Here is a 15,808-nt window from a genome sequence, read left to right as displayed (position 1 = left end):
GCGAGGGGGGCGGGTCCCCTCGCGTACGGGCACGGTGGACGTCAGCGGCGGAACAGCGCGGATCCGGCGGGCCAGACGTAGCGCAGGCACGCCGGGGAGCCGGCGAGCCGGGCCGGGTCGCCGCCCGGCGGCGGGACGAGGGCGCGCTCCGTACGGGAGCCGCCCAGCGCGGAGTAGAAGGCCCGGGCCCGGTCGTTCTGCTCCAGCACCCACAGGTGCAGCCCCGACGCCGGCGCGCGCTCGGCGACGCCGCGGGCGGCCAGCCGCAGCAGCCGGCTCCCGACGCCGCGCCGCTGACTGCCGTAGCCGACGTGCAGGTTGTCCACCAGCGCGCCGAAGCGGGGGTGCTCGTCCAGGACCGCGTGGACGAAGCCCACGACGGCGCCGCCGGCCTCGCAGACGTACGTCAGCCGCCGGCCGCCGTCGTGCGCGTCCGCGAGGCGGGCGGACCAGACGGCCTCGCGGTCGGCGACGACGTCGCCGTCGAGGAAGGCGTCGGCGTAGGCGCCCCGGTAGTGGCGGCGCCAGCTGGCCGCGTGCAGCGCGGCGACGGCGGCGGCGTCGGCGGCTCCGGCGGCGCGGAAGCGCGGCTCGGGGCCGCCGGGGCGGGCGGCGTGGGGCTCGGGCGCGGACGGGGGCACGGGGCAGACCGTAGCCGCCCCGGCCCGCCGGTCGCACGCCGTTTTCCCGCGCCCCGCGCCGGCGCCGGCGGCCGGCCTACCGCCGGAGCCGGAACCGGCGCCGCGACCGCCCCCTGCCCGCACTCCGCCGCCCGCCGGAGACGCCGGGCGCCCAGCGCGGGTCGCCGGGGCCGCCGATCTCCGCCCGGCGGTCCGCCGCCGCCCGGACTTCGTGATGGGACTCGTGCGAGGTGACGCGCATCGTCTCCTCGTACGCGGCCAGCGCCCCGCGCATCGCCGAGCCGGCCGCCCCGCGGCGGCGTACGACCCCCTTGACCCAGGTGAAGAAGCCCATCACCGCGGCCAGAGAGCCGAACACGGCCAGATACGGCACCAGATCACCCATGCCCGGCCAACTCCCCGCCCGGCCGCCGGGTTCCGGCCCCGTCAGCCCTCGACGAACTTCAGGCCGACGACGCCCGCGAGGATCAGCGCCAGGCACGCCAGCCGGGCCGGCGACGCGCTCTCGCCCATCGCGAGGATGCCCACGGCGGCGACGCCCAGCGAGCCCAGCCCCACCCAGACGGCGTAGGCGGTGCCCACCGGCAGCTGGCGCAGCGCCATCGTCAGCACGACCACGCTGACCATGGCCGTCACCAGCCCGGCGGCCGCGGGCCAGAGGCGGGTGAGGCCGTCGGAGTGCTTGAGCGCGGTCGCCCAGACGAGTTCGAGGCCGGCGGCGATCAGCAGGAAGATCCAGGGCACGGGTGTCTCCGGGGTCGGTGGTCCGGGTGCTGCGGGGTGCTGCGGGTGCTGCCGGGAGGGGGCGCGCCGGCCGCGGTCCGGCTAGGCGGCGAAGCCGCCGTCGACCGCGACCGCCGCACCGGTGATCTGCGCGCCGCCCGGCCCGGCGAGGTGCGCCACGGTGGCGGCGACGTCCTCGGGGCTGCCGTAGCGGCCCAGGGCGCTGATCGCGCGGGCGGCGTCGGCGTCGGGGGAGTCGGCGGGGTTCATCTCGGTGTCGGTGTCGCCGGGGTGGACGACGGTGACCGAGATGCCCCGGGGGCCCAGGTCGCGGGCGAGCCCGCGGGTCAGGCCCGTCAGCGCGGACTTGCTGGCGGCGTAGAGCGTCCAGCCCGGCATCGGCACCCGCTCGGCGAAGCTGCTGCCGATGCTGATGATCCGGCCGCCGGGGCCCAGGTGCCGGGCGGCCGCCTGGGAGGCGAGGAAGACCGCGCGCACGTGGATGGCGAGCACCGCGTCCACGTCCGCCCGGCTGGTCTCGGCCAGCGGCCCGTACGGCGCGATCCCCGCGTTGTTCACCAGGACGTCCAGCCGGCCCAGCTCGGCGGCGGTCCGGTCCACCGCGGCCACGACCGCGTCCGGGTCCGCCGCGTCCGCCGGGATGGCCAGCGCGCGCCGGCCGGCGTGCTCCACCGCCCGGACCACCTCGGCCGCCCGTTCGGGCGAGCGGTGGTACGTCAGCGCCACGTCGGCGCCCTCCTCGGCGAGCCGCCGCGCGATCGCGGCGCCGATGCCGCGGCTGCCGCCGGTGACCAGGGCCGTACGGCCCGCAAGCTGCGTCATGAGGGATCCCTTCGCTATCCGGAAAACTCTCCGCTTACCTCCCGGAAGAGTAACCGGAGAACTCTCCGGATGCCAGCGGGAACCGGAGAACTCTCCCCTTCGGTATCCTCCGGACGGGAAGGAGCCCAGGTGACCCACGACGACGCGACCGCCGGCCCGCGCCCGGCCCGCGCCGAGCTGCCCGTGGCCGGCGGCCCGCCGCCGGAGCGCGCGGACGCCGCGCAGAACCGCCGCAAGATCCTCGCCGCCGCCGCCGCGATCGTCGCCGAGCGCGGCCCCGACGCGCTGTCCATGGACGAGGTGGCCAGGGCCGCGGGCGTCGGCGTCGGCACCGTCTACCGCCGCTTCGGCGACCGCGCGGGACTGGCGTACGCGGTCATCGACGACCGCGAGGTGCAGTTCCAGGCCGCGTTTCTCACGGGGCCGCCCCCGCTCGGCCCCGGCGCCGGCGCGCCGGCGCGCATCCGCGCCTTCCTGCACGCCCTCGTCGACCGCACCGAGGACCAGCTCGGGCTGCTGCTGGTGGCCGAGATGGACTCCGCCGACGCCCGTTTCACCGAGGGCTCGTACGAGCTGTACCGGCAGCACCTCGCCCTGCTGATCGGCCGGATCCGGCCGGAGGCCGACGTGCGCTGGCTCGCCGACGCCCTGCTCGCGCCGCTCGCCGCCAACCTCTACGGCTACCAGCGCCGGACCGGAGGCATGAGCGTCGACCGCGTCAAGGCGGGCTACGACGGTCTCCTCGCCGGGCTGACCGCGCACGGCGCCGCCGCCACCGGCTGACGGCCGCCGGACCCGGCCCGCGGCGGCCCGGTTCGGCACCTCGGGGGCCGGCGGGTTGGCTCGTACCCTGCCTGTGCCGCTGTGCCGCCGATCGGGCATACTCCCCTTCACCGCAGCCGCACATGCCGGCCCGCCGCAATCCGGCGGGGCAGCATTTTCGCTGCAGCAGCACAACGGGCGGAGCCGTCACATCCCGGCCGGCGCCGCCGTCGACAGCGCCGTACGCGCGCCCGGCAAAGAGGAGTGCACCGCATGGCCGAACGTGGTCCGCATCCCGTGGAACGCGAGCTGCCCACCGAGGAGTCGCGCGACCTGCTGGCCCTCGTCCGCGAACTGGTCCGGCGCGAGATCGCCCCCCGGGCGGCCGAGGAGGAGGAGTCCGGCCGCTTCCCCCGCGAGCTGTTCGGCACCCTGTCCGGGGCGGGCCTGCTGGCGCTGCCCTACCCGGCCGAGTACGGCGGCGGGGAGCAGCCGTACGAGGTCTATCTGCAGGTCCTCGAAGAACTGGCCGGCGCCCGGCTGACCGTCGGCCTCGGCACCTCCGTGCACACCCTCGCCGCCCACGCGGTCGCCGCCTACGGCACCGAGGGGCAGCGCAAGGAGTTCCTTCCGGCCATTCTCGGCGGCGGCCTGCTCGGCGCCTACTGCCTCTCCGAACCCGCCGCCGGCTCCGACGCCGCCGCCCTGGCCACCCGCGCCGTACGCGACGGCGACGGCTGGACCCTGGACGGCACCAAGGCGTGGATCACCCACGCCGGCGTCGCCGACTTCTACACCGTCCTCGCCCGCACCGGCGGCCCCGGCGCCCGCGGCGTCACCGCCTTCCTGGTGCCCGGCGACGCCCCGGGCGTGAGCGCCGCGCCGCCGGAGAAGAAGATGGGCATGAAGGGCTCGCCCACCGGCCTGGTGCACTTCGACGGGGTGCGGGTCCCGGACGCGCGCCGCGTCGGCGCGGAGGGGCAGGGCTTCGCGATCGCGCTCGACGCCCTCGACTCCGGCCGGCTCGGCATCGCGGCCTGCGCGGTCGGGGTGGCGCAGGCGGCGCTCGACACGGCGCACGGATACGCGCTGGAACGGCAGCAGTTCGGCCGGCCGGTCGCCGACTTCCAGGGGCTGCGCTTCCTGCTGGCCGACATGGCGACGCAGATCGCGGCCGGGCGCGCGCTGTACCTCGCGGCCGCGCGGCGGCGCGACGCGGGGCTGCCCTTCGCCCAGGACGCGGCCATGGCCAAGCTGTTCTGCACGGACGCGGCGATGCGGGTGACGACCGACGCGGTGCAGGTCCTCGGCGGCTACGGCTACACGGCGGACTTCCCCGCGGAGCGCTACATGCGCGAGGCGAAGGTGCTGCAGATCGTGGAGGGCACCAACCAGATCCAGCGCGTGGTCGTCGCACGGCACCTGCTGGGCGCCGAGACGGACCAGGGATAGCGGCCGGACCGTACCGGCACCGGCGAAGCGCGGGTACGGGCGCGCGGGGCCGCGGGCCGCGCCGTCCGGCCCCGGGCGCTACTTGCGCCGGCGCATCCCCGGCAGCCGGCGCCGCACCGGCGCGTTGCCCGGCCCGCCCACGTGCGAGAACGGCTGACGGCGCCAGTCGAGGCCCTCGGGCAGCGTGAGCAGCGCCGCGGAGTCCTCCGCGTGCGCGTCGAGCCGCGCGTCCTGCGGCGCCGCCGCCGACAGCGGGCTGCCGGAGCCGCCGCACACGGTCAGCCCGAACGGGTTCGCCGGCGTGACGCGGGCGTGCTCGGGCAGCACGTCCTCGCCCTCCAGCAGGGCGATGGGCTGGACGCAGTCCGGGCAGAGCACCCGGAAGATCAGCGAGGTCTCGGCGCTGCCGCCGCCCTCGTCGTCGATGACGGCGTCGGGCTCGACGAGCTCGACACGCTCGGGTCGGCGCATGCTGCTCCCCCTCAGGTTGGGCCACCTGGACGGTCACGCGGTGGTCACGTGGTGGTCTCGACCACAGCAAGGATTTCCCTCGCTGTCATCCGAATAATCGTCCGCGGGGTCACCCTCGCTCCCGGTGGGGCTGTGGCCTTCATCACACGCCGCCGGCGCGCGCCCCGCGCGCCCGCGGCGCCCCGTCCCGGCCGTCCCGGCGGCCCCGGATGTACCCGACCGCCGCAAACGCAGTAGGTTGATGCGTTGTGGAGGAGTTGGACAGGCACATCGTGGAGCTGCTCGTCAGGGACGGGCGCATGAGCTATACGGACCTGGGCAAGGCCACCGGCCTGTCCACCTCGGCCGTGCACCAGCGGGTGCGGCGGCTGGAGCAGCGCGGCGTGATCCGCGGCTACGGCGCCATCGTCGACCCGGAGGCCATCGGGCTGCCCATGACCGCCTTCATCTCGGTCAAGCCGTTCGACCCCAGCGCCCCCGACGACATCGCGGACCGGCTCGCCGACGTCCCCGAGATCGAGGCGTGCCACAGCGTGGCGGGGGAGGAGAACTACATCCTCAAGGTGCGCGTCGCCGCCCCGGCGGAGCTGGAGGACCTGCTGGCCCGCATCCGCTCCCTCGCCGGCGTCTCCACCCGCACCACTGTCGTGCTCTCCACGCCGTACGAAGCCAGGCCGCCGCGCATCTGACGGCGCGGCCCACCCGATCCGAATCCGAGGCACCGCTGCCGTGACCGCCGAGAAGGCCGCCGCCCCCGCGAACTCCGCGCGGGCCGGGGCCGGTTCCGACCGCCGTACCGTGCTGCTGCGCGGCGGCACCGTCCACAGCCCCGCCGACCCCTTCGCCACCGCGATGGTCGTCGAGGGCGACCGCGTCGCCTGGGTCGGCTCCGAGGGCGCGGCCGACGGCTTCGCCGACGCCGCCGACGAGACCGTGCACCTCGAAGGCGCCCTCGTCACGCCCGCGTTCACCGACGCGCACGTCCATCTGACCGCCACCGGCCTGGCGCTCACCGGCCTCGACCTGTCCGGCGTCGCCGGCCTGGCCGACGCCCTCGCCCTCGTCCGCGCGTACGCCGCCGTCCACCCCGCGGACCGGGTGCTGATCGGCCAGGGATACGACGAGACCGGCTGGCCCGAGGGGCGCGCGCCGACCCGCGCCGAGCTGGACGAGGCTGCCGGCGGCCGGCCGATTTATCTCACCCGCGTCGACGCGCACTCCGCCGCCGTCAGCACCGCCCTGCTCGACCTGGTGCCGGGCGTCGCCGACCGGGACGGCTTCGCGGCCGACGGGCCCCTGGCCCGCGACGCCCACCACGCGGTGCGCCGCGCCGCGTACGCCGCCATGTCGCCCGCGCAGCGCGCCGCCGCCCAGGGCGCCGCCCTCGACCGGGCCGCGGCGGTCGGCATCGGCTCCGTGCACGAGTGCGCGGGGCCGGACATCAGCGGCGCGGACGACTTCGCGGCGCTGCTCGCGCTCGCCGCCGAGCGGCCGGGGCCGCGCGTCACCGGCTACTGGGGCGAGGCCGTCACGGACCCCGAGGACGCCCGGCGCGTCCGCGCGCTCGGCGCCTTCGGCGCAGCCGGCGACCTCTGCGCCGACGGCTCCCTCGGCTCCCGTACGGCGCACCTGACGCTGCCGTACGCCGACCGCCCCGGGACCTGCGGCAACGGCTACCTCGACGCCGAGGCCGTCGCCGCCCACGTCGCCGCCTGCACCGAGGCGGGGCTCCAGGCGGGCTTCCACGCCATCGGGGACGCCGCCGTCGCCGCCGTGGCGGCCGGCGTGCGGGCCGCGGCCGAGCGGGTCGGCCTGGAGCGCGTACGGGCGCTGCGGCACCGCGTGGAGCACGCCGAGATGCTCACCCCCGAGACCGTCGCCGCCTTCGCGGAGCTGGCGCTGACCGCGTCCGTGCAGCCGGCCTTCGACGCCGCCTGGGGCGGCGAGGACGGCATGTACGCGCGCCGGCTGGGGGCGGAGCGGGCCCGGACCCTCAACCCGTACGCGGCCCTCCTGCGCGCCGGCGTGCCGCTCGCCCTCGGCTCCGACGCCCCGGTGACCCCGCTCGACCCCTGGCGCACCGTCCAGGCCGCCGCCTTCCACCGCACGCCGGAGCACCGCGTCTCCGCCCGCGCCGCCTTCACCGCCCACACCCGCGGCGGCTGGCGGGCGATCGGCCGCGACGACGCCGGGGTGCTCATGCCCGGCGCGCCCGCGGACTACGCCGTCTGGGCGGCCGGGGACCTGGTCGTACAGGTGCCCGACGAGCGGATCGCGAACTGGTCGACCGACCCCCGCTCCGGCACCCCGGGCCTGCCCGACCTCACGCCCGGCGCCGGCCTGCCGGTGTGCCTGCGCACCGTCGTGGCCGGAAACACCGTCCACACGGGGCCGATCGGGTGAGTTAACGATCTTCGATAGGCCGAACGAAGGCCGTCCGGGGCGCGGGACCGCGGCCTGATTTCGGGACTGACCAGCCGCTTCGGCAAAACGCCACAGGTGACACGGCTGTTGACACGACGCGGGCAACGGCGGGTAGTTTCGGCCGAGTCCACCACAGGGACGTCCGGCCGGATCACCTCCGCGCAGTCGTGGAACGCTCTGGGCCACGGATGGTGTGCCGCACCGGCGCACCATCGCAGGCAGCCAGGTCCAGGACTCCGGCACGGGGGCGAGGGAGGATGGCATCCGTCGGGCTGGTGTGACCCCGGGTGGGGCCCGGACGCTCAGTAGACAACGGCCCTCGGTCGATCCGCAGCCAGCGGGTCCCAGGTCGGACCGAAGGGCGCCGGGCCCGACCCGCAGCGACCGCGGCCGCGGGCGGACACGGTCCGCTCGCGCCCCCGCCGGCGCCCCGCGCCGCCCCCTCCCGCGGCACCGCCGTCCGCCCGCCGTCCCCCCGGCCCGCTGTCGTGGGTACCGACCCCGCCGTCCCGGGGTACCGTTGCGGACCGCCTGCGTGCCGGACCGCACAGGACTCTGGCTATGGTGGCGTCCTGTCCCGCGCGGGCGTGGGCGCGCGCGGGCGGGTCAAGCGGGAATTGCGGAAGGGACGGCAGTGACAGACGGGGTTCAGGGGCGCTACGGCCCGCTGGGCGGGATCCTGGTGATCATCCCGACGTACAACGAGGCCCTGAACCTGGAGTCGATCGTCTCCAGGGTGCGGACGGCGGTGCCGGACGCCGACGTCCTGGTCGTCGACGACAACAGCCCGGACGGCACCGGGAAGCTCGCCGACGAGCTGAGCGCCGGGGACGGGCACGTGCACGTCATGCACCGGGCGGGCAAGGAGGGGCTGGGCGCCGCCTACCTGGCCGGCTTCGGCTGGGGCCTGGAGCGGGACTACGGCGTGCTGGTCGAGATGGACGCCGACGGGTCGCACCGGCCGGAGGAGCTGCCCCGGCTGCTCACCGCGCTCAAGGGCGCCGACCTGGTGCTCGGCTCCCGGTGGGTGCCCGGCGGCCGGGTGGTCAACTGGCCCCGGTCGCGCGAGTTCATCTCCCGCGGCGGCAGCGCGTACTCGCGCGTCTGGCTCGGGCTGCGCATCCGGGACGTCACCGGCGGCTACCGGGCGTTCCGCCGGGAGACGCTGGAGAGCATCGGGCTGGGGAACATTGCCTCCCAGGGGTACTGCTTCCAGGTGGACCTGGCCCGCCGGGTGGTCGACGCCGGCCACCACGTCGTCGAGGTGCCGATCACCTTCGTCGAGCGGGAGCGCGGCGACTCCAAGATGAGCAAGGACATCTTCGCTGAGGCGGCCTGGCGGGTGCCGGCGTGGGGCGTACGGTCCCGGATGGGACGGATTCTCGGCCGCAGGCACACTTGAGTCATGAGCGATCGCATTCCGCAGCCGTACGAGGACCCGGCAGGCTCCGACGACCGGGGCGCGGGCCCCGGCGGGCCGGGCGGCTCCGGCCGCCGGGCCGGCGGCGGTGACGGCCGCGGGCGCCCCGCGCGCCGGCGCCGCTCCCTCGCGCGCACCCTGGCGCCCCTGGGGGTCGCCGCCTGGGCGCTGCTGGAGCTGTGGCTGCTGATCATGCTCGGCTCCACCATCGGCGTGCTGGGCGTCTTCGCGGTCCTCGTCGGCGGCCTCGTCCTCGGCACCGTCGTCATCAAGCGGGCCGGCCGGCGCGCCTGGCGGTCGCTCGCCGAGCAGCTCCAGCAGCAGCAGTCCGGCGCCGCGCCGGCCCCGGAGGACGGCCGCGGGCGCGGCTCGGGCAACGGGCTGACGATGCTCGCCGGGCTGCTGCTGATGGTGCCCGGCCTGGTCACGGACGCCGCGGGGCTGATCCTGCTGCTCCCGCCGGTACGGGGCCTGGTGCGCCGCCGCGCGGCCCGGATGATCGAGCGGTCGGCCGCCGGGCGCGACCTGGGGCACGTGTACACCCAGGCGCGGATCCGCCGGCCGGACGGCAAGGTCGTCCAGGGCGAGGTGATACGCGAGGAGGACGACCCCGGGGACGGGCCGCCGGGGCGCTGAGCCCGAAGCCGCCGCCGGGCCGCTCCCGGCCCTTACAGAGCCGTGTCCGGGCATCCGTAAGGGCCCGTTCCGCACCACGGGCGGGTGCGGTACGGGCCCTCGCGGATGTCGTCCGTCCGGTAGCGGTGCCGCGTCTCAGGCCGACTTGCGGCTGTCGCGCGGATGCACGGCGATGTTCATCGCGCCGGAGCGCAGCACCGCGAGCCGCTCGGCCAGGACCTCTTCGAGCTCGTCGCGGGTGCGCCGCTCCATGAGCATGTCCCAGTGCGTGCGGGCGGGCTTGACCTTCTTCTCCTCCGGTCCCTCGCCGTCGACGAGCAACGCCTGCGCGCCGCACGTCTTGCACTCCCACTCCGGCGGGATCTCCGCCTCGACCGAGAACGGCATCTCGAACCGATGGCCGTTCTGGCACGCGTACTCCACCGCCTGGCGCGGGGCCAGGTCGATGCCGCGGTCCGTCTCGTAGCTGGTCACCACGAGTCGCGTGCCGCGTAGAGCTCGCTCACTCATGAATCGTTGCCTCCCGGGCTTGTCGCCCACAGGACAGGTGTCGCTGTCGTCGTCATCCGGTCAACGTCCGGTCGGCGATGAAGATTCCCGTTCCGGGACATGCGTCGCCCGTCGTGCCGCCCCATTGCTTCTACCCACAGGCGTCCGCTTTGTCACGTGTGACGGAGATGTCACCGGCTGATTTCATCTCACTACATGCTGTAACGGTCCGCCTGCCGAGCCGGAGGCGTACACTACCGCTCCGTCCCGCGCCGTACATAATTCACCTCGCGGGTGTCGCGTCGCGCTCCGCCCCGGAGGCGGGCTCCGGCCCGTCCGGCGCGGCCCCGGGGATGGCGAAGACGCGCAGGAAGAACTGGGCCAGCGGGCCGATCGTCAGGGCGTAGACGACCGTGCCGGCGCCGACCGAGCCGCCCAGCGCCCAGCCGGATGCCAGCACGGCGACCTCGATCAGGGTCCGCACCAGCCGGAGGGACAGGCCGGTGCGCCTGTGCAGGCCGGTCATCAGGCCGTCGCGGGGGCCGGGGCCGAAGCGGGCGGATATGTACATGCCGGTGGCCACGCCGTTGAGGACGACGCCGGCGAGCATCTGCGGGATCTGCACCGCCAGGCCGTGCGCGGCCGGCAGCACCGCCAGCGAGGCGTCCATGGCGAGGCCGATCACCACCACGTTGGAGACGGTGCCGAGCCCCGGGCGCTGCCGGATCGGGATCCACAGCAGCAGCACGGCGGCCCCCACCACGATCGTCGCCACCCCCATCGACCACCCGGTCTGCTCACCGAGCCCCTGGTGGAAGGTGTCCCACGGGTCGAGCCCGACCCCGGCGCGCACCATCAGTGCGCAGCTGAATCCGTACAGCGCCAGGCCGGCGTACAAGTGCGCGAGCCTGCGGCCCGTACGAGATCCCTCGGTGCGCGACAAGACTGGCTCCCCTCTGGTCCTGTTGGATGGCTGCATGCCACTATGTGGACTGGACATCAAGGGGACATATGGCCAATCGGGGAGAGGTGGACTGGTCCACATGGCGGAATGGACATCTGCCGTCGGCGCCGTTCAGCTGGCGCGGTTGCTGCGGTCGCAGGAGAGCGCGGGTGCCGTGGCGGTGGGCCGGGCGGGGCGTCGGCCACCCGCGTACCGGTCGCTGGCCGACGGGGTGCGTCTGCTGGTGCTGGAGGGGCGCGTCGCGGTGGCCACCCGGTTGCCGGCCGAGCGTGAGCTGGCCGCTGCCCTGGGTGTCAGCCGTACCACCATCGCGGCGGCGTACGAGCATCTGCGGGCGGCCGGCTTCCTGGAGTCCCGTCGCGGCGCGGGCAGCTGGACCTCCGTGCCGGCCGGGCACCCGCTGCCCACCCGCGGTCTTGAGCCGCTGCCGCCGGACGCCACCGGCTCGATGATCGACCTCGGCTGCGCCGCGCTGCCCGCCCCCGAGCCGTGGCTGACCCGGGCCATGCACGGCGCGCTGGAGCAGCTCCCGCTGTACGCCCACACCCACGGCGACTACCCCGCGGGCCTGCCCGGGCTGCGCGCTGCCATCGCCGAGCGGTACACCGCCCGCGGGGTGCCGACCATGCCCGGACAGATCATGATCACCACCGGTGCGATGGGCGCGATGACCGCGATCTGCCGGCTGTTCGCCGGCCGCGGCGAGCGCATCGCCGTGGACTCGCCCAGCTACGCCAACATCCTCCAGCTCATGCGCGAGGACGGCGCCCGCCTCGTCCCCGTGGCCATGGGCGAAGGACTGACCGGCTGGGACATCGAGACCTGGCGGCAGACGCTGCGCGACGCCGCCCCGCGGCTGGCCTACGTCATCGCCGACTACCACAACCCCACCGGCGCGCTGGCCGGGGACGACCAGCGCCGCGCCCTCGTCGACGCCGCCCGCCGCGCCGGCACCGTCGTCGTCGCCGACGAGACCATGACCGAACTGCGCCTGGACGACACCGGCGAGCGCCCCCGCCCCGTCGCCTCCTACGACCCGGCGGGCTCCACTGTCGTCACCGTCGGCTCGGCCAGCAAGGCCTTCTGGGCCGGCCTGCGCATCGGCTGGGTACGCGCGGCCCCCGAAGTGATCCGCAGCCTCGTCTCCGCCCGCGCCTACGCCGACCTCGGCTCACCGGTCGTGGAACAGCTGGCCACCACCTGGCTGCTGGAGGGCGGCGGCTGGGCCGCGGCCACCGGCCTGCGCCGCTCCCAGGCCCGCACCAACCGCGACGCGATCGTCTCCGCCCTGCAACGGCACCTGCCCGGCTGGGAATACACCGTGCCGCACGGCGGACTGACACTGTGGGTACGCACCGGCGGACTGTCCGGCTCACGCATCGCCGAAGCGGGCGAGCACGTCGGCGTACGCATCCCCTCCGGCCCCCGGTTCGGCATCGGCGGAGCCTTCGAAGGATATGTGCGGCTGCCGTTCACGGTGACCGGGGCGGTCGCCGAGGAGGCGGTGGAACGGCTCGCGGCGGCGGCCCGGATGGTGGCCGAGGGCGGCGGGCCCGCGGCGGCGGAGCCGGCGGGCGCGTTCATCGCCTGACGCGGCGGCCGCCCGTCAGCCGCCGGACTGCGCCGCCGCGGCGTCCGCCGCCGGACCGGCCGGCGCCCGGACGCCGGCCGGCCGCTCCGGCAGCAGCTCCAGCACCGCCCGCCGCAGCGCCTCCGGCGTCTCGCGGTGGCCCGGGTCCGGTGTCGCGGGCACCTGCAACCGGTGCACCGGCCCCTGGCCGAGCCGGACGTAGCCGCGCCCCGGCGGCACGTCGGCCACCGGCGTGGTGTGCGGCGGGGCGCCGAGCACGGACTCCACCTGCCCGGCCGAGGCCGGGCCCAGCACGACGCGGGCGCGGGTGCGCTCCCGTACCGCCGCCCCCAGGGACGCCGTGCAGTCGAACTGGTCGGCCACCACCACGGTGACGTTCGCCGCCCGGCCGTGCCGCAGCGGCACCTCCAGCAGCCCCTGCGGATCCGGCCGCCCGCCCGCGGCGGCCAGGTGGCTCAGCGCCGCCGGCCGGTCCACGACGATCCACAGCGGCCGCGGGCCCGCCCCCGCGTCCCGTGCCGCGGGCGCCGGGCGCAGCAGCCGGCGCTCCGTCTCCTCCGCCGCCCAGCGCAGCAGTGCCAGCGCGCCGCCCACCGTGGACTCCACCGCCAGCACCCCGGGCCGCCCCGCCAGGAAGCCGAACTCGCCCGTGGCGCCCCCGTCGACCACCAGCACCTCGCCGTGCCGCAACGCCTGGAGCGCCAGCGACCGCAGCAGCGTCGTCGTGCCCGTGCCGGGCTGGCCGAGGGCGAGCAGGTGCGGCTCCGTGGAGCGCGGGCCGGTGCGCCAGAGCACCGGCGGCTCGTCCCGGTCGCCGGTCCCGGCGTGCACGGGGAGCGTCCGCGGCACGCCCGCCGCGTCCGTGAAGCCGAGCGCCGACTCGCCCTGCGCCGTGACGTAGGGCTGGGCCGCGATGTCGGTGGGCAGCGGATCGAGCACCGCGAGGTCGAGGTGGTTGTCGTCCTCGTGCCAGGTGAAGCGGTACTCCCGGCCGCGCCCGCACTTGGCGTACAGCAGCTGCTCGATGCGCGCCCGCGCCTCCGGCTCGCCGTCCCGGAAGTACGGCGGGTAGCGCAGCCGCAGCGCGGTCGGCCTGCCGTCGCCGTCGAACTTCGCGCCGTCGAAGACCTGCTCGGTGTCGCCCTCGTGGGCGTAGAGCGGGTGCGGGTCGTCGGGGGAGGAGAAGTACGGCACGAGCGCCTCGTACAGCGCCGCGAGCCGCTCCTCCCGCCGCGCCGCCGCGTCCTCGTCCGCCGCCGGCTCCGGCGCCGGCCGGTCGCGCCCGGCCCACGCCGCCGCCGCCAGCAGCGCCGCGCCGGCGGCCGGCGGCCCGTACGGCAGCAGCCAGACCACCAGCAGCAGGGCCCCGGCGAGCAGCGCGGTCGGGCCCCGCCGCTCCGGCGGGGTGGCGCTCCAGCGGCGCCGGGCGGCGAGCGCCAGCCGCCCGGTGCCGCGGGCGAGGACCGCCGCCGGCCGGAGCACGTCCGCGGCGCCGGCCACCGCCGTGCCGACCGGCTCGCGGCCGGCGCGGCCGGTGAGCCGGGCGAACGGTCGTCGCATGCGTCGGGCCTCCGAGTCCTGGGTGCGGGACGCCGGTGCGCCGGTGTGCCGGCGGCGTCCTAGATCTTGATGCCGCCCAGCAGGCTCGCGAGGCTCTGCCCGCCGGCCTTGATGCTGGGTGCGATCGCGGTGCCCGCCAAGTAGAACCCGAAGAGGGCGCAGACGATGGCGTGGGACGGCTTCAGCCCGTCCTTGCGGAAGAACAGGAAGACGATGACTCCCAGGAGGACAACGCCTGAGATCGACAGAATCACGGAAATCTCCAGGGGCGACGGAGCCTTCAGAGGGTCGTTTGCCAGCCTGGCAGTGAGATTTACCGAAGAAAAGCGGCAATTGGGTGATTCGGCGTGGGCTCACCCGAGTGGCGGGCGGGGAGCCGCCCCCCGCCCGGGGCGGCCGTGTTCCGGCGCCCGGCGGGCGGCGTCACCCGTCGAGCCCCGGCTGGTGCGCCGGCGCCGGGCAGACGCGGCGGCCCTGCCGGTCGAAGACGAAGAGGTGCTCCAGGTCGATCAGCAGCGGCACGTGCGTCCCGGGCCGCACCTGGACGTCGGGCCCGGTCCGTACGACGAGGTCGCCGCCGGCGATCGCGGCGCGCTCGGCGCTCGGCGGCGGCGCGGTCGGCACCGGCGGCGCCTCCAGCACCCCCACGCCCCCCGGCTCCCCGCGCCCGCCCTGGCCGAGGCTGTGCAGCCCGGCCACCGCCCGGTCGCGCAGCCGGCCCAGCACGGTGCCCTCCTTGTTCCTGCGGTGGCCGGGAGCGGTGTCCGTACGGGGCCCCTCCAGCTCCGGTACGACGGCCGCCCGCGAGCCGGTGTCGAGGTGCAGCAGCGCCTCGTGGCCCAGGTACTCCACGTGCTCGACGATGCCGCTCATCGCGCACTCGCCCGCGCGGGCCAGCGACGGCCGGGCGATGCGCACCGCCTCCGAGCGCAGCCCGACGATCACCGGCCGGCCCTGCTGGATGCGGAGCATCTGGAGGTCGGGGGAGAGGGGCTCGGGCAGCGCGAGGCTCTGCCGGCCGAGCTCGATGGTCATCCGGCCGGGCAGCGGGGCGTGCACGACGGCGCCGAGCAGGTTGATCCGCGGGGTGCCGATGAACGCGGCGACGAAGACGTTCCGCGGCAGCGCGTACGCCTCGCGCGGCGACCCCACCTGCTGAAGCACCCCGTCCCGCATCACGGCGACGCGGTCGCCGAGCGACATCGCCTCGGCCTGGTCGTGGGTGACGTAGACCGTGGTGACGGCCAGTTCGCGGTTGAGCCGGGCCACCTCCGCCCGCAGGTGGTTGCGCAGCTTGGCGTCGATGTTGGACAGCGGCTCGTCCATGAGGAACGCGGTGGGCTCCCGGGAGATCGCCCGGCCGATCGCGACGCGCTGCCGCTCGCCGCCGGAGAGCTGCGCGGGGTAGCGGTCGAGCAGGTCCTCGATGCCCAGCAGCCGGGCGGTGGCGTCCACCCGCGGGCCGACGTCGCCGCGGGCCTCCAGCTTGAGCGGGAAGCCGATGTTGTCGCGGTTGGTCATCCGCGGGTAGAGGGCGAAGTTCTGGAACACCATGGCCATCCCGCGCTGTCCGGGCGCCAGTTCGGCGGCGTCCTCGCCGTCGAGCAGCAACTGCCCCTCGGTGACCGACTCCAGTCCGGCGATCATGCGCAGTACGGTGGACTTGCCGCACCCGGACGGGCCGAGCAGCACCACGAACTCGCCCGGTTCGATGTCGAGCGAGAAGCGGTCGACCGCCCGGATGCCGCGCTCGTAGACCTTGGTGACGCCGTCCAGCGATATCGCACGTGACATGGTGTTTTGTTCCGTTGTTTCGGCGACAAGGAAGCGGT

17 protein-coding genes are annotated in these 15,808 nt (G+C 75.9%); 7 read left to right on the top strand and 10 right to left on the bottom strand.

Annotated features, from left to right (window positions below):
- Positions 1–41: 41 nt before the first annotated feature.
- The 4 genes from ACHZ99_RS05795 to ACHZ99_RS05780 form a co-directional block, all read right to left on the bottom strand.
- Positions 42–641, bottom strand: a complete 600-nt coding sequence (locus tag ACHZ99_RS05795; RefSeq protein ID WP_420303278.1) for a GNAT family N-acetyltransferase — start codon at positions 639–641, stop codon at positions 42–44.
- A 76-nt stretch (positions 642–717) separates the two neighbouring features.
- Positions 718–1,026, bottom strand: coding sequence for a hypothetical protein (locus ACHZ99_RS05790; RefSeq protein ID WP_420303277.1), 309 nt, complete (start codon positions 1,024–1,026; stop codon positions 718–720).
- A 41-nt stretch (positions 1,027–1,067) separates the two neighbouring features.
- Positions 1,068–1,385, bottom strand: coding sequence for a DMT family transporter (locus tag ACHZ99_RS05785; protein ID WP_420303276.1), 318 nt, complete (start codon positions 1,383–1,385; stop codon positions 1,068–1,070).
- A gap of 81 nt (positions 1,386–1,466) precedes the next feature.
- A complete protein-coding gene (locus ACHZ99_RS05780) occupies positions 1,467–2,207 on the bottom strand; it encodes an SDR family oxidoreductase (protein ID WP_420303275.1) in 741 nt (246 codons plus the stop codon).
- Between the two features lie 129 nt (positions 2,208–2,336).
- Here ACHZ99_RS05780 and ACHZ99_RS05775 point away from each other — a divergent pair, with 129 nt between their 5' ends.
- Positions 2,337–2,990: a TetR/AcrR family transcriptional regulator gene (locus ACHZ99_RS05775; protein WP_420303274.1), complete on the top strand. Its 654-nt coding sequence runs from the start codon at positions 2,337–2,339 to the stop codon at positions 2,988–2,990.
- 252 nt (positions 2,991–3,242) lie between these two features.
- A complete protein-coding gene (locus ACHZ99_RS05770) occupies positions 3,243–4,421 on the top strand; it encodes an acyl-CoA dehydrogenase family protein (RefSeq protein WP_420303273.1) in 1,179 nt (392 codons plus the stop codon).
- 78 nt (positions 4,422–4,499) lie between these two features.
- Here the strand turns inward: ACHZ99_RS05770 and ACHZ99_RS05765 are convergent, their stop codons facing one another.
- Complete coding sequence (locus tag ACHZ99_RS05765; RefSeq protein ID WP_420303272.1) at positions 4,500–4,892, bottom strand: hypothetical protein; 393 nt, start codon at positions 4,890–4,892, stop codon at positions 4,500–4,502.
- Positions 4,893–5,140: 248 nt separating this feature from the next.
- On the opposite strand from ACHZ99_RS05765, the gene ACHZ99_RS05760 reads away from it, so the two are divergent.
- The 4 genes from ACHZ99_RS05760 (at position 5,141) to fxsA (ending at position 9,372) form a co-directional block, all read left to right on the top strand.
- Positions 5,141–5,581: an Lrp/AsnC family transcriptional regulator gene (locus ACHZ99_RS05760; protein WP_027770753.1), complete on the top strand. Its 441-nt coding sequence runs from the start codon at positions 5,141–5,143 to the stop codon at positions 5,579–5,581.
- 163 nt (positions 5,582–5,744) lie between these two features.
- Positions 5,745–7,295, top strand: coding sequence for an amidohydrolase (locus ACHZ99_RS05755; RefSeq protein ID WP_420303991.1), 1,551 nt, complete (start codon positions 5,745–5,747; stop codon positions 7,293–7,295).
- Between the two features lie 655 nt (positions 7,296–7,950).
- Positions 7,951–8,718 (top strand): polyprenol monophosphomannose synthase, encoded by a 768-nt coding sequence (locus ACHZ99_RS05750; protein WP_420303271.1) that lies wholly within the window; start codon positions 7,951–7,953, stop codon positions 8,716–8,718.
- Positions 8,719–8,721: 3 nt separating this feature from the next.
- Positions 8,722–9,372 carry an FxsA family membrane protein gene (gene fxsA / locus ACHZ99_RS05745; RefSeq protein ID WP_420303270.1) on the top strand — a complete coding sequence of 217 codons (651 nt, stop codon included), beginning with the start codon at positions 8,722–8,724 and terminating at the stop codon, positions 9,370–9,372.
- Positions 9,373–9,507: 135 nt separating this feature from the next.
- On the opposite strand, the gene ACHZ99_RS05740 is transcribed toward fxsA, so the two are convergent.
- Together ACHZ99_RS05740 and ACHZ99_RS05735 are read right to left on the bottom strand one after the other, a co-directional pair.
- Positions 9,508–9,882, bottom strand: a complete 375-nt coding sequence (locus tag ACHZ99_RS05740) for an RNA polymerase-binding protein RbpA (RefSeq protein ID WP_026276152.1) — start codon at positions 9,880–9,882, stop codon at positions 9,508–9,510.
- Positions 9,883–10,144: 262 nt separating this feature from the next.
- Positions 10,145–10,840, bottom strand: a complete 696-nt coding sequence (locus ACHZ99_RS05735; protein ID WP_420303269.1) for a YczE/YyaS/YitT family protein — start codon at positions 10,838–10,840, stop codon at positions 10,145–10,147.
- Positions 10,841–10,904: 64 nt separating this feature from the next.
- Between ACHZ99_RS05735 and ACHZ99_RS05730 the strand changes: the two genes are divergently transcribed.
- A complete protein-coding gene (locus ACHZ99_RS05730; RefSeq protein ID WP_420303268.1) occupies positions 10,905–12,416 on the top strand; it encodes a PLP-dependent aminotransferase family protein in 1,512 nt (503 codons plus the stop codon).
- 15 nt (positions 12,417–12,431) lie between these two features.
- Here ACHZ99_RS05730 and ACHZ99_RS05725 read toward each other — a convergent pair whose 3' ends face one another.
- The 3 genes from ACHZ99_RS05725 to ACHZ99_RS05715 form a co-directional block, all read right to left on the bottom strand.
- Entirely contained in the window at positions 12,432–13,976 is a 1,545-nt protein-coding gene (locus ACHZ99_RS05725; protein WP_420303267.1) for a hypothetical protein, read from the bottom strand.
- 59 nt (positions 13,977–14,035) lie between these two features.
- Positions 14,036–14,230, bottom strand: coding sequence for a hypothetical protein (locus ACHZ99_RS05720; RefSeq protein ID WP_027751678.1), 195 nt, complete (start codon positions 14,228–14,230; stop codon positions 14,036–14,038).
- A gap of 169 nt (positions 14,231–14,399) precedes the next feature.
- Positions 14,400–15,770 carry an ABC transporter ATP-binding protein gene (locus ACHZ99_RS05715; protein ID WP_420303266.1) on the bottom strand — a complete coding sequence of 457 codons (1,371 nt, stop codon included), beginning with the start codon at positions 15,768–15,770 and terminating at the stop codon, positions 14,400–14,402.
- Between the last annotated feature and the right edge of the window lie 38 nt (positions 15,771–15,808).

Origin of the sequence: Streptomyces sp. MAR4 CNX-425 (assembly GCF_048656465.1) — a bacterium.
Taxonomy (GTDB): Bacteria; Actinomycetota; Actinomycetes; order Streptomycetales; family Streptomycetaceae; genus Streptomyces.
The sequence above is the reverse complement of the archived record's forward strand: the minus strand, read 5'-3'. Positions and strand labels throughout refer to the sequence as shown.